13 protein-coding genes are annotated in these 12,966 nt (G+C 39.6%); 9 read left to right on the forward strand and 4 right to left on the reverse strand.

Features of this window, described 5'->3' with window-relative positions; genetic code table 11:
• Positions 1-96 precede the first annotated feature (96 nt).
• Positions 97-1,041, forward strand: a complete 945-nt coding sequence (locus HBHAL_RS02425; RefSeq protein WP_014641733.1) for a ribose-phosphate diphosphokinase — start codon at positions 97-99, stop codon at positions 1,039-1,041.
• A gap of 206 nt (positions 1,042-1,247) precedes the next feature.
• A complete protein-coding gene (locus tag HBHAL_RS02430; RefSeq protein ID WP_014641734.1) occupies positions 1,248-1,901 on the forward strand; it encodes an SDR family oxidoreductase in 654 nt (217 codons plus the stop codon).
• 179 nt (positions 1,902-2,080) lie between these two features.
• Here the strand turns inward: HBHAL_RS02430 and HBHAL_RS02435 are convergent, their stop codons facing one another.
• The 4 genes from HBHAL_RS02435 to HBHAL_RS02445 form a co-directional block, all read right to left on the reverse strand.
• On the reverse strand, positions 2,081-2,533 hold the full coding sequence (locus tag HBHAL_RS02435) for a hypothetical protein (RefSeq protein ID WP_041601164.1): 453 nt from the start codon (positions 2,531-2,533) through the stop codon (positions 2,081-2,083).
• A gap of 394 nt (positions 2,534-2,927) precedes the next feature.
• Positions 2,928-3,077 (reverse strand): hypothetical protein, encoded by a 150-nt coding sequence (locus HBHAL_RS21310; protein WP_158512337.1) that lies wholly within the window; start codon positions 3,075-3,077, stop codon positions 2,928-2,930.
• Between the two features lie 57 nt (positions 3,078-3,134).
• Entirely contained in the window at positions 3,135-3,548 is a 414-nt protein-coding gene (locus HBHAL_RS02440; RefSeq protein WP_014641738.1) for a Mov34/MPN/PAD-1 family protein, read from the reverse strand.
• The gene (locus tag HBHAL_RS02445; RefSeq protein ID WP_014641739.1) at positions 3,545-5,182 is read right to left on the reverse strand and encodes a hypothetical protein; all 1,638 of its coding nucleotides are present in this window, start codon (positions 5,180-5,182) and stop codon (positions 3,545-3,547) included. The genes HBHAL_RS02440 and HBHAL_RS02445 overlap by 4 nt, the downstream gene beginning before the upstream one ends.
• Before the next feature lie 1,334 nt (positions 5,183-6,516).
• Between HBHAL_RS02445 and HBHAL_RS02450 the strand changes: the two genes are divergently transcribed.
• The 7 genes from HBHAL_RS02450 to HBHAL_RS02480 all read left to right on the forward strand — a co-directional run bounded on the left by HBHAL_RS02450 (position 6,517) and on the right by HBHAL_RS02480 (position 12,889).
• Positions 6,517-7,791, forward strand: a complete 1,275-nt coding sequence (locus HBHAL_RS02450) for a surface carbohydrate biosynthesis protein (protein WP_014641741.1) — start codon at positions 6,517-6,519, stop codon at positions 7,789-7,791.
• Between the two features lie 387 nt (positions 7,792-8,178).
• Positions 8,179-8,823, forward strand: coding sequence for a BMQ_0737 family morphogenetic spore coat protein (locus HBHAL_RS02455; protein ID WP_014641742.1), 645 nt, complete (start codon positions 8,179-8,181; stop codon positions 8,821-8,823).
• Positions 8,824-9,020: 197 nt separating this feature from the next.
• A complete protein-coding gene (locus HBHAL_RS21065; protein ID WP_014641743.1) occupies positions 9,021-9,605 on the forward strand; it encodes a hypothetical protein in 585 nt (194 codons plus the stop codon).
• Positions 9,598-9,903, forward strand: coding sequence for a hypothetical protein (locus HBHAL_RS02465; RefSeq protein WP_014641744.1), 306 nt, complete (start codon positions 9,598-9,600; stop codon positions 9,901-9,903). The genes HBHAL_RS21065 and HBHAL_RS02465 overlap by 8 nt, the downstream gene beginning before the upstream one ends.
• A gap of 6 nt (positions 9,904-9,909) precedes the next feature.
• On the forward strand, positions 9,910-11,457 hold the full coding sequence (locus HBHAL_RS02470; RefSeq protein WP_145955973.1) for a coiled-coil domain-containing protein: 1,548 nt from the start codon (positions 9,910-9,912) through the stop codon (positions 11,455-11,457).
• A gap of 463 nt (positions 11,458-11,920) precedes the next feature.
• Complete coding sequence (locus tag HBHAL_RS02475) at positions 11,921-12,484, forward strand: hypothetical protein (RefSeq protein WP_158512339.1); 564 nt, start codon at positions 11,921-11,923, stop codon at positions 12,482-12,484.
• Between the two features lie 210 nt (positions 12,485-12,694).
• On the forward strand, positions 12,695-12,889 hold the full coding sequence (locus HBHAL_RS02480; protein ID WP_014641747.1) for a hypothetical protein: 195 nt from the start codon (positions 12,695-12,697) through the stop codon (positions 12,887-12,889).
• Positions 12,890-12,966: the final 77 nt, after the last annotated feature.

Here is a 12,966-nt window from a genome sequence, read left to right on the forward strand (position 1 = left end):
TGTCTTTACAGAATAATAACTAGAAATGTCCTCTTTACCTTAAGGGTGGACAGCTACATAAACGAGTTAAAAATTTTATGTTCGGGAGAGATTTACATGAGTTCAAAATCCGCAATGAAGCTATTTACGTTAAACTCCAATGAACCTTTAGCGCAGGAAATATCTGAGATATTAGAGACACCAATAGGAAAAAGCTCCGTTGTTCGTTTTAGTGATGGTGAAGTGCAAATTAATATTGAAGAAAGTGTGAGGGGGGACGATATTTATCTTATTCAATCCACCTCTCAGCCGGTTAATGAACACTTGATGGAATTATTAATTATGATTGATGCAATGAAGAGAGCTTCAGCTAGGACCATTAATGTGGTGCTTCCGTATTATGGATATGCCCGTCAGGATCGAAAGGCTCGTGCGCGGGAGCCGATTACAGCTAAACTGATTGCTGACTTACTTGAATCGGCAGGGGTCTCCAGAGTCATTACTATGGATATGCATGCGCCTCAAATTCAAGGTTTCTTTAACATCCCTGTGGATCAGCTGCTTGGCACATCTATTCTGGGTCAATACTACAGAGAAAAAGATATGAAGGACATCGTGGTGGTAGCACCAGCGACTAGCGGCCTGAGTCGTGCCAGAAGGATGGCAAACTTGTTAGATACCCCGATTGCTTTTATTGATAAGCGGAGACCTGAACCGAATGCGGATGAGGTTATGAATGTTGTTGGATCCATTGAAGGGAAAACGGCCATTATCGTGGATGATATGATTGATACAGCAGAAACGGTGGTGCAGGCTGCGACTGCTCTGGTGGAAAGCGGAGTTAACGATATTTATGCCTGCGGAACCCATGCGGTTTTATCAGAACCTGCCGTTCAAAAAATTGCTGATTCGCCAATTAAGGAACTGGTCATCACGAATACTGTTTTCTTACCGGAAGAAAAGCAGATTGACAAGATCAAATCACTGTCTGTCGCCCCGTTGTTTGCAGATGCGATCGTACGTGTTCAAACGGATCATTCAGTAAGTGAACTGTTCGATTAAAAGAGAAATAACTATCTTGGGAAATTTAAAGTAAAACGCGTGAAAAGGATGATCTCTGTTAAAAAGAGGTCATCTTTTTTTATCAAATCATGACGCAGTTACCAACTTGTCAAGGCAAGTTTCTAGACATCTTCCTGTTTTTTCATCTACGATAATAATATGGATCACGCAATGAATTCTGATTGTAACTTAGAAAGGATGAAGAAATGATGAAAGTACTTGTTGTTGGAGCAAACGGTCAAATTGGTAAACACCTGGTATCCACTATTCAGGAAAGCGACAAATTGGAAGCTAAAGCTATGATTCGTAAGCAGGAACAGGCGTCCTTTTTTGAAGATAAAGGAGCAGAAACAGTAGTCGTTGATTTAGAGGATGACATCGAAACGATTGCGAAAGCAGCTGAAGGAGTAGATGCGATCGTATTTACTGCAGGATCTGGACCTCATACTGGTCCGGACAAAACCGTTCTTATTGACCTGGACGGGGCTGTGAAGACGATCGAAGCAGCTAAAGCAGCTGGCGTGAAACGATATGTGATGATCAGCTCGTTTGACACAACCCGTGAAGCCATTCAGAGTGCCCCTTCATCCTTTGCACCATACGTTGCAGCGAAACATTACGCAGATGAATGGTTGAGAGGCACAGAATTGGATCATACAATCATCCATCCTGGTATGCTGACGAATGATGAAGGAACCGGCCAGGTAGAAGCTGCTTCCAAAGTAGAAAGAGGAGAAGTCCCACGAGAAGATGTGGCAAACGTCATCGCAGCCACTTTGGAAGATGATTCAACAATTGGTAAAGAATTCCAGGTCGTGGGCGGAACGAAATCGATTAAGGAAGCGATACAATCTCTTTAATTGGATAAGGCGATAGAAAAGACAATTCACCAGAATGGTGGATTGTCTTTTTCTCTATCTGCTGATGATCAGCTGGTTTATGAAGAAGAAAGTGCCATAAAGAACTTATAAAAAATGAAGCGGGGCACCAGGTACATGATAAAGCTCAACCAGTAGCTGGTTACCGAGAGAGGGGGGGTTTAGGGGTAGACTTCAAGTTTGTCCAGCTTGCGAATAATCAGGTGAATCGTAATAAATCCACCTAGGTACATCAGGAAAGTATAGAAAATACTCCATTTTTCATGATAAGTCAAAAGATGAATAGAAAGAGCGGTAAATTCAACACCAGTCATTCCAAGAACAAATATTGGGTAGATCCATGCAGGTTGTTTTTCCTTATAGTACATAAAATACGTAAACCATACAGCTGATATCGTAAAAATACCTAAATCAAGAAACACTGTATTTAACATCCCCACATTTGAAGACGTGTGGATTGTCCAGAGGTTTGTCTGTATTCCGAGCTGGTTCAGTATCAACGCGATTAAAGCAGCGAATGGGGCAACGGTAAAGAAAATCTTAGGAGCTCTCTTATAGACGTACCCAGCGGTCAGCCAAGGTATGATGAAACTTAGAACAATCATTAACAACATAGTAACCACCTCCTTTGCTATCCATCATTTCTAACAATCTATAGGAAATATACGTGGGAATAAAATGGTAATTGTCGAGTGCTGTCTATGTTGTTATATATAAAGCCTGGCCATACAAGAGAGTGAAGATTTTTGTAAAAAGTTGGAGTCTTCTTAAAAGTCTCATAGAACAGACTTAGTGGAGAAGGTTGTACCGAATGGAATAATACATGAAATAAATTTTAGAAGATTGTTTGGGTAGTAAGGACATAAGAAATAGAAGATAAATAGAAGATCTGAAAGGGAATTTTCCCCGTTTATGGATTAAAAAAGGATCAGATTCGTGTTGAGAACCTCATCCTTATTCCGTATATTAATTTAAAAGCGTCAGTCCCTAAAGGGGATTGACGCTAATTTATTGGGAGTAACGACGTTTTCCGCAGCAGCCGCCAGACTTTTTGTATGCCGCTGTCCGCTTTCCGTTTTTCGTATTAATGACGACCGGGGCATCTTTGTCTTGCGACATTTTTGGAAGGGTAGTTGTGGTTTTTATTTTCCTCTTCACTAACCATCTCTCCTTTCAATAATACAATATTCATTTTTCCTTGAAAGGAGAGGGCTTTCAGTCAGTTAATATAGAGACTGGAATAAGCGTCGGTCGTTTGTTCACTATTTGGTAGCACTTCACCTCAGGTGTCTCTCTTTTGAAGGAAACAATGACCATGTGTACTTCAGGGTCAGCATGTTGTAAGAGGTCATAGCTTGAAGGCAGGGCTGATGTCGTCGGATGAGAATGAAAGACTGCTAAAATTCTGTCATTCTTTCGTACAGCATGATTAATGGCCTCTTCCACATGCTGTTTACTAACATAAAAGCTTTTGTTTGATTCTGCTTCGTTGTGTAAAGTCCAAATGTGGCGAACTTGATTTCCCACTCCCGACAATAAACCGCACCCCTCAAAAGGTAGATAACTGTGACAATGAGCGATCATTTCTTGGAAAATAGTGAAAGGGACCATAAAATGAATATCTTTCATCCTCTTTGAAAAAGGGAGAAAAAGGAGTTCACAGGCGGCTTCCTCTGTGTTTCTACGTTTTTAGTAGTTCCTTCAAAAGACTTTTCGATTTTTTTTTCTTCTAGATTCATTTCTTTATTTTTTTTTGGTTCCTCTAAATTTTCAATAATAGGCTTTTCATTGACCTCTAACTCTTCATTTGGAACGTTTATTAACCTTGTTTCTGGACTAGAAGGTTCGATAACCTTTTCTTCCTTTACAGGTAGGTGATGATTCCCGCCGATGCCTTCATTTTCAACATGGACTGTTTCTGGTTGTGAAACAGGGGAGTCAATAGTCCCTTCTTCTTGTGCGGGTAGAGGTTCTTTATTGGGAGTTGAGTTTGTATTAATAACACCTTCTGATTCTGCTTTTGCAGGAGTGGGCTGTGCCGTCCCTTCTTCTTGCACGGGTAGAGGTTCTTTATTGGGAGTTGAGTTTGTATTAATAACACCTTCTGATTCTGCTTTTGCAGGAGTGGGCTGTGCCGTCCCTTCTTCTTGCACGGGTAGAGGTTCTTTATTGGGAGTTGGGTTTGTATTAATAACACCTTCTGGTTCTGTTTTTACAGGAGTGGGCTGTGCCGTCACATCTTCTTTTATGGAGATAGGTTTTTCATTTGAAATGGAATCGGTTTTTACGACGCTTGGTGACTCTGTTTCTAAAAGCTTAGGTCTGGACATATTTTTATTTTTTACTTGAGCATTCGTTAGTATTTCTTGCTGTACCTGTGTGAAGTCGGTAACTGCTGATTCTGGAGGTCGTTGGTTTATTTCCACACTTGCTTTTTGGAGGTTGGCGTCAGGCTCATCCTTTCGTTTAATCGTTGTGCCTTCTGATTTGGGGGGCTTAGGGCTAGAAGTGGTGCGTTGTTTTGGTGAGTTTAACTTATTTGATTTAACTGTTTTACTTTTTTTGCTTGGGGAAAGCGGCCGGCGACCTTTAGGTGTTCCTTGTTGTGTTGGGTTAGAAGGATAATTTCTAGGCGGTGAGGGGTAGTTGCCAAGTCCCTGGAAACGACTTTGTTCGTTCGGATCATAAACATGACTGTTCGACTGCACCATATTTCTTAGTTGGCTGAATCCTTGTGGTGCTTTGGTGGCAGGTGGAGCTGGGGTTTCTTTCGGTTGCAATGATTTCTTCAGGCTGGCAATTTCCTCTTTTATCTCCTTAAGTCCATTGTTTTTCAGTAATTGATCCTGTTTTTTCAGAATCAAGACAATTTTTTTGTTAAGAGAAAGGAGTTCTTGACCCAGTTCATTTAGATAGCCATGAAGGTAATCGAACTGTTCGGTAAAGTAATGATTCGCCTCTAATTGTTCATTCTCCATATAATCTTCATCTTGATACTCGCTCTCCAAATGTTCTTCTTCATCATAATACTCGCTCTCCATATACTCCTCTTCTTCATAGTATTCGTTCTCCATATGTTCATCTTTATTATGGAACTTATTCAAAGGTATCACTTCCTTTTTCTTTTGGTAATGACCATGCTCAGAAAGGATTTCCTGATAAGCTAGGTGCTCCTTTTTCAAGGATTCAATGGTAGCTTTATATAAATCGATCTTTGCTTTAATGACTTGCAGGTCATCTGGATCGAACTTTTTTTTATCCATTTCGTCTTCACTCTTTTCCGTTCAATAACATGTTATTTGAGAAATATTAAATCGTTACAACGGTATCTATTGCGGAAAACAACAAAGCTGACTATTGAATCATACAGCTACTACCAATCATATGCTTCACATGAACAGAATATAATTCTACGGATATTAGGAAAGTCCGGTAATAACTCCCAAACAAAACGAATGACTATGTAGAAATAATAGAAAATACATTTTATAAACGGCTTTTACGATCCTGTTAGTATTAGGGGATGGGTGAATGAAACAATCACTTACAGGAAGGCTCTCTAAAAGTTTCCTGTTGATATTAAAATTAAGGTCCCATTACTTGAAGACTCAGTTTCGAGATAACTCGGGTCCGTTGCCAAGAAAGGATGAGGGCGGCTACAGAAACAACTCGCTTTCCTGCGGGGGAACTGGCAAGCCTCCTCAGTCGTTACCACTCCTTGTGGGGTCTCGCCTAGCTCCTTCTCCCGCGGGAGTCTCGTCGTTTCCTCCGCCACCCCGGCCATTTCATGTGAACGGACCCTGCCAGTAGAAAAAAGTGGGAAACTTAAATCGACTTAAATGCTTCTATAGCGGCGTTTATACCCTGGAGAGACGCGGTGTACTAAGCGTTGATCATATAGGTTATTCTTCCTCATATCAAGGCCTTTACGTAAAGGATTTTGAGCGCTCCATGATCGCAAAGGGCGGAAGGGAACGGCGAAGACTCCTAGGTTAAAAGCGGAAGCACCTTGGTTAGCGGCGTATGGACTGGACGTTCAAATGTGGAGGTGCCTTGTTCAGCCTCGACAAGCTTAAGAACGACCATGAAAGGAAGAGCTCTTCTTCCTATCATGGTTGGACTTAAGACCTCGAGAGGCTAGGCACCGAAACTAGCCTTGAGCTGGCGGAGATAAAGAAAACACGAAGAGCGGAGCGATTCGATGTTGCCTTATCGTACAGAAGTGAGGGAAGTCTCACTAGACGCTAGGTGCTGGAGCTGGATAGCACTCCATATCGTTTATGTTCTGATATTTGATTAAGATTAAAAAAGTGTAAGAACGGGATGAACATGACAGGTGAGGTAACGGAGAGCTTTAGCTCGAGGAGGCTCAGCACAAGGGATGTTCGACTAAGACCGCCACGTCCTGTGGCAACGTCGAACGACCCTGCGTCGTGCAGGGCCGCGGAAAGCGAATCATCCCCCGCAGGACCTTTCTTCTCATAAAAATATCTCGAAACTGAGTCTTCAACTAACCGGCCCTTTAGCTTAATAAGTCTTTATATGAAAAAACCAACACTAACCTTTTACAAAGACTACAGGAAAGGCAGGAACTTAGATGTTAAAAATGAAAAAAGTGAACACCGTTCTTTATTTGCCTATAGAAATAAAGTCGAGGGAATTAGATGCGAAATTATTGCTTGCGTATTATGCTGTAAAGGAAAATTATCGGGTGATTATAGGGGAACACAAGGCGGTGGAGACAGCTTTACACCACTTCCCAAAAGGTATTTTCTTTTCAAAAGGATATCCGGAGCGTATTAGGAAAAGAATGCTTACCAGCACCAAGAGATTAGGTCATACTCTAGTGGAGTTAGATGAGGAAGGTCTGATCATCCCTGATAAAACGGCTTATTTATCAGACAGGATGAATAAAGGGATATTGAGATTGGTGGAACAGGAATATTGTTGGGGAGAGTATCAGCAAAACATAATTAGTGCTGCGTATCCTGGGGAGAAAGATAAATGTTATGCAGTAGGGAATCCTCGGTTTGATTTATTACAGGAAAAATTCAGGAGGCTTTACGAAGAAAAAGCTAACTCCCTCAGGACGAAACATGGAGAATTTATTTTAATTAATACAAGGTTTTCGCTTTATAATCATAGGCGAGGAAAGAAGAAGGGGACTTCAAACCCTTCGTCTCTCTATATAAAAAAACTTTATTATTCTTTCATCACATTAATCAGAAGGATAAGCGAGAAATATCCATCCGTACCTATTATTATTAGACCACATCCGACTGAGAACGTTCAGTCCTATCGAAAGGCATTATCGAATTGTGAAAATGTCAAAATTATTCAAGCTGGTAATGTTATTCACTGGATACTCGCGTCCAGGTTGGTCATACACAATGGCTGCACCACAGGTATTGAAGCGGCTTTGCTCGGGAAACCAGTTATCTCCTATATGCCTTTTAAATCGGGCAAGTATGACGTGGATTTACCAAATGAAGTAAGTTTAATTGCATCAACCGAGAAGGACTTGTTCTCATTTATTGATAGCTATTATGATACCCAAAACAGCGATCATACTACTGAAAGACTTAGGTCCACTTCACTACCTGAATATTATGCGGGAGTGAAAAAAGGATTCGCCTATAAAGACATTATCCACTTATTGAACAAGCTTAAAGTTAAAAGTCCTCCCCTCGATCAGGAGCCCCCATCATTAAAACCGGAAAAAAAGGATAAGATTAAGTATCGATTCCCTTATTTGAGGAAAGAAGAAATTGTTTATTTTTTTAGTAAACTGGATGAAATTGAACAATCTTCATCATCTAATGTTAATATCAGGGAATTAACTGCCAATTTATTTGAATTGCGCTCAGATTAAAAAATTAGTCTGTCAGCAAACTGACCTTTATCAAAGTGGATCTTTAATTTATTCGTTAATATATAATATGTAAAGTCTGACCTTAAGAAAAAGAAGCAGCTTGGAAGAACGTAAATTCCTCTAAGCTGCTTCTTTTTTTATTTTTCACTTCAATGACTGCTCCTCTTCATTTAAATGCCAGTTGCTTTAACTCGCTTAAAAAGTTTTTTCTAGACATTTGTCACCATTTAGTTAAAGAGTAATAAACTATGGAGAAAGCACAGTTTTACTCAAGTACTTATTATGAAAATTAACCCAGAGTTCCGCTAATGTACTGTACCAAATGTCAATCGCAATCATATGCTACGAATGCAAGAACAATAATTTTCCTTGGAGGTGTTTGCAACTATGCAAGCAAACAATTTAAGTGGTGGGCAAGAATTAATCTGTATTAACGTCGATAAGGTGTACGATTGGGTTATTAACGAGGCAACATTTGATCTTACTTTGACTGACATTGATCTGCCAGATGGAGTAGAATGTGCTGATTTTGACCCTGCGGATGTAACTTGTACGGTTACTCCGGACAGTGTTGATATTCTGGAACGTAATAATCGTACATTCGTTATTGATGGAGTAGAAACAATTCTTCAGGTGGTTAACCTACGTAAGAACTTCACCGTAACAATCTCAATCCCGATCAATGGAACTGTTGAGGAAGTGGAATTGGAATTCTCTCGCTGTGAACAAGTGGTATTGTGCGCACCAGAAGGTACAGATGTGGATGTAACATACTCAGATGCAGATTGCTTTGTATGTACGTTTGATTGTACCGATGATGGAACAGATACAGACGAACTAGCAACATTTGATGCTCAGATCACTGTAAGACTTTGCCAAAGTATTCAATCTTCATTCCCTGTAACGGTTGAATTCTTAGCTGAATTCTGTGAGCCAAGAGATGTATTACCAACTCCTTGTCCTAGTCCTGTACGTCCGCCACAATGTCCTGTTGTTTTTCCTATCCTCAATGGCGGTAACGGAGAAGCTTAAGTTTCCAGCCAACGAGAAGGTGGAGTAAAACTTCCTCCACAATGAAGAGAGCGAGAAATCAGATTTAACAATCTTGATTTCTCGCTTTTTCATTATGTGGTACAAATGGGCAATAGTAACAATGGTGATAATAAATAATAGCCAATCATAAGATAAAGAGAGGAACTTCTATCTCTTTATTTTGTTTTTTAGAAAGGGTGGAAACGATGAACGACAGCCATGACCTGACATCCAAGATTCGCTCTTACCACCAGCAAACCCAGGATTACTTGAATCGAATGAAAGAGCTACTTCAAAACTCTACACCTTCCACTTCCACACCATTTATCTGCTACTTTACATACAGCCTAAGCATCACTCACGTTCCAGACGACGAGAACTTATGCCTGGGAACTTTTCACATCAAAAACTTATCTTCTAGTCCAATAAACCATCCTTACATCTGTATCAAGATTTCTGAAGGGGCACCTTTCTCTTTTTCCGGTCGATTTGTGTACGACGAGTCAAAAATGCCGCGTCGTGCTCAGGGAGGTTGGAAGCGGTTGAACGAAAGAAATAATAAAGGAGAGTATTGGTTAAAACCGTTAGAGCAATCCACTATCCCTCCAGGTCAAACGCTTACTTTTAATAACTTTCAAGTCAAATGGACCGCGGAAGACAACTATGCAGGAAGCATTACGGGTTTTGTGTATAGTGAGGAAAATAAGGATGGTGTAGCGGCCCTTAATTCTATCAATCTCAATGGTGACGTGCCCAAGAAGGAGGTGGAGCAGGATGACTGAACAGGATAACCATGAATTATTAATGAAGCAATTGATGAAGGGGTTATTGGAAAATCAACTCAGCGAAGTGAGACAAAACGATAAGGGAAACAGTAGTTTTGTATTTTTAGAGAACCATACCTTGAATTTGCTTCTACTAAGTTATTTGTCCCGAAACCATGGGAGTTCATATGTTCCTTCTGCAGTAGCTTCACCTCCAGAAGATTTTAGTTCCGCCATACAAGAAGTCGAACGAATGACCGAAGAGAGTAGACTGGCGTTTGAAGAAGTGCTCACAATGATAGAAGAGAAATCCTAACTTTGAATGGGGGACTTTGTAGTGAAAAAGGATCCGATTCAGTTGCAGCAAAGGATCATCTATTACAGGGCTGAACTGGATAAATATAAAAAGAAAGTCCAAGATTATCAAAATAATTATCATTACTCTCAGCTGGAGAAGTTAAAAAGCGAGAACGCAGTGCTCCTGCAGGAGATAGAAGAATGGCGGAATCAGGAAACAGTGGTCAGGGGAGAATTGAGCAAACGTCTACAGGGATTTGAAGAACGCACGGCTCGTTTAGAAAAGCAAGAAGAAAGGCTCCAAAAAGAAATACAAGATTGGCAGGAGAAAAATTCAGAATTAAAAGAGCAAAAGCGAGATCTCTATCACACAGTTAAGGAATTGGAAGGAAGTCTTGGAGAAGTTCGTGTAAGGTTATCGCAATCACAGAAAGATAATAACCTTCTTCATGTCAGTTATGTACAGGTGAAGAAAGAATTTCAGAGGGCAAAAGAAGCGAAGTCGGTCTCTGATCAAGAAATCGTATGGTTAAGAAAAACGTTATCCGAAGTTAAGCGGGAGATGGAAGATACACGGGCGGCCAACGAAGAGTTGAAAAAACGTATTCAGGGATTTGAAGAACATACGGCCCGTTTAGAAAAGCAGGAGGAAAGGCTTCAAAAAGAAATACAAGATTGGCAGGAGCAGAATTCGGAATTAAAAGATCAAAAACGAGATTTGATTCACACAGTTAAGGAATTGGAAGGAAACCTTGGAGAAGTGCGTGGGAGGTTTTCCCAGTCACAGAAAGATAAGAACTTCCTTCATGTCAGTTATGTACAGGTAAAGAAAGATTTTCAGAAGGCAAAAGAGGCGAAGTCTTCTTCTGATCAAGAAAATGTGCAGTTAAGAAAAACGTTATCCGAATTTAAACAAGAGATGGAAGAAAAACTTAAAGAAGCCGATCAAACGATTTCCCAATCTAAAGAGGTCCAGGAATCTCTAAAGTCTAAGGTGAGTAATTTAGAGGCCGCCCTTATCCTTCAGGAGCAGGAAAATGAAAATAAATCTATTGAGATACAGGGTTTGCAAACGGAAATAGAAAAAGTTACGACTCAAAAAAATCAATGGAAAAAAAAATACGAGCAAGAAACGGAAAATTTACAAAGTAAAATCAATGTGTATGAGGATGAAAATAGAAGACAGCAGGCGGAGATGAAAAACGCTATAAATGAAAAGAAACAACTGGTCAAAGACTTTGAAAACCATAAATCCTCCTGGTCCAAGCAAAAGGAGGAAGATCAAGCAAAAGTGGAGCAATTGTATGCTGAAATAGAACGTCTACAAAATGCGAACACGAATATACAAGATCAATATGAGGATCAAAAAGCAGCTTTAGAAAAAGAAAAAGAAGAGGAGGCGGTTCTTTTAACGGATATGGAGAAGCAAATGAATTTTCTATTGGGTGGAACTATGAGAGAAGATAATCCATTTAATGGAAAGGTCGCTTTTGTTAAAGCATTAGAACGAAAGTTAGAGGAACTGACGAGTGATATTCATGAGTTAGAAGAAAGTATTGATGAAGGAGATTAAATACGGAGTACTAGTTTGAATCGAGTGCAACATTCGTTACATTCTTACCGAGGAAGCAAGAGGCTGGCTAAGAAAAAGGGGGACAAAGGAGCCATACAGTTCTTGTAATATGCCAATGCTGCAGGAAAGGCAATTCACTGAAGTGGTGGATTGCCTTTTTAGGATTTTCTCAGAATTCTTGTGGATGTCATGTTTTCCCTCGAAGAGAAAAGGTCATAACCAATTGCATATCTTAAATTTATTTCCTTAATAAAGGTAATTCCATAATTCTGGAGAATATTTAAAACGTGAAGGTGTGAAACAAAAATCGAGTTAGTGAGGTGTATGTAAAATTAAAAATGAGACAAAAAAAGGCAGTCAATTTTTAATTGAAGAGTACGTTAACCATTATTCGCGTGAACTTAATAACATGATCCTAATGAGTTCTCCATCACTGATTTCTTTTATGGATAAAGGTAAAGATATGACTTGGTATTCTCCATTGGAAAATGAAAATCATAAAGAGTATCGTAATGAATTTCTCGATCTAGAGGATGATTGGAAGAAAGCTAAATCTCAAATGAAGGATTATTGGCCTGCTCAAGGTCCGAGGTGGGATGGCATTGCAATGGTCCGTGGAAAGGATGGAAGGAAGGGGTTATTGTTAGTAGAAGCAAAAGCTCATGTAAAGGAAATGAGATCAAAAATAAAAGCAACGGATTCCCAGAGTGTAGATCTGATCGAACGAACTATAAGAGAGACAAAAGCTGGTTTTGGGTCAGAGTCCTTGATGCATACATGGTTAAATCAGTACTATCAATTATCCAATCGTTTAGCTTACTTGTATATATTGAATGAAAAAATGAAAATTCCTACGTGGCTTGCGCTCGTGAATTTCGTCGATGATGAAAGTCTCGGTAAAGAAACATCCCTGGATCAGTGGCTGGATCACTACCAGGAAGTATTTGCAGATATGAATATAAAATTTGATTCTTCAAGTCTGCTCAATCGGTTAGTGACTATATTTCCGAAAGGTTTAAAAGGTTAAAATGGAGTGGGGAAATAATCTCAAAGATATACGAAGAAGCACCGAATTTACCTGGTAGAATATCGTAACTTAAAAATTTAAATCGATAGTTTTCTACCTTAACAGGGCAGACCTATATGTTCCTGAAAGACTACTATTCATAGCAAACTATAAAATGCCTTATAAATCTTTTTCTATTTGTCCATACTGATTCTAAAAAGGATGATAAGCATGAGTTATATGGAGAAAACCAACCAGGTAATCGCGGAAATGAAGGAAGAGCAGCGATCCCAGTTCGGAAACTATTCTTATAGTCCATCTGGATTTACAGACGGTAATCAGGAAGTACCTGAATGGGAAGTTCGTCAGTTTGTTCTCAACTATTTTTTAGTTCTGGAAAACTCAAATAAATATCAATACAAGTAAAAAATCTCCAAAAAGTTTTTAAGACTGTCGAGAAATTATCAGCAGTCTTTTTTTATGTTCATTTTCGATGTTCTTGT

Source organism: Halobacillus halophilus DSM 2266, from assembly GCF_000284515.1.
Taxonomy (GTDB): domain Bacteria; phylum Bacillota; class Bacilli; order Bacillales; family Halobacillaceae; genus Halobacillus; species Halobacillus halophilus.

What these genes read in the sequence shown, in the direction of transcription:
- HBHAL_RS02465 (WP_014641744.1), top strand. Translation starts at nt 9,598, where the DNA reads ATGACTGAACAGGATAACCATGAATTATTAATGAAGCAATTGATGAAG.
- HBHAL_RS02470 (WP_145955973.1), top strand. Translation starts at nt 9,910, where the DNA reads ATGGGGGACTTTGTAGTGAAAAAGGATCCGATTCAGTTGCAGCAAAGG.
- HBHAL_RS02435 (WP_041601164.1), bottom strand. Translation starts at nt 2,533, where the DNA reads ATGTTGTTAATGATTGTTCTAAGTTTCATCATACCTTGGCTGACCGCT.
- HBHAL_RS02440 (WP_014641738.1), bottom strand. Translation starts at nt 3,548, where the DNA reads ATGAAAGATATTCATTTTATGGTCCCTTTCACTATTTTCCAAGAAATG.
- HBHAL_RS02445 (WP_014641739.1), bottom strand. Translation starts at nt 5,182, where the DNA reads ATGGATAAAAAAAAGTTCGATCCAGATGACCTGCAAGTCATTAAAGCA.
- HBHAL_RS02450 (WP_014641741.1), top strand. Translation starts at nt 6,517, where the DNA reads ATGTTAAAAATGAAAAAAGTGAACACCGTTCTTTATTTGCCTATAGAA.
- HBHAL_RS02425 (WP_014641733.1), top strand. Translation starts at nt 97, where the DNA reads ATGAGTTCAAAATCCGCAATGAAGCTATTTACGTTAAACTCCAATGAA.
- HBHAL_RS02475 (WP_158512339.1), top strand. Translation starts at nt 11,921, where the DNA reads ATGACTTGGTATTCTCCATTGGAAAATGAAAATCATAAAGAGTATCGT.
- HBHAL_RS02430 (WP_014641734.1), top strand. Translation starts at nt 1,248, where the DNA reads ATGATGAAAGTACTTGTTGTTGGAGCAAACGGTCAAATTGGTAAACAC.
- HBHAL_RS02455 (WP_014641742.1), top strand. Translation starts at nt 8,179, where the DNA reads ATGCAAGCAAACAATTTAAGTGGTGGGCAAGAATTAATCTGTATTAAC.
- HBHAL_RS02480 (WP_014641747.1), top strand. Translation starts at nt 12,695, where the DNA reads ATGAGTTATATGGAGAAAACCAACCAGGTAATCGCGGAAATGAAGGAA.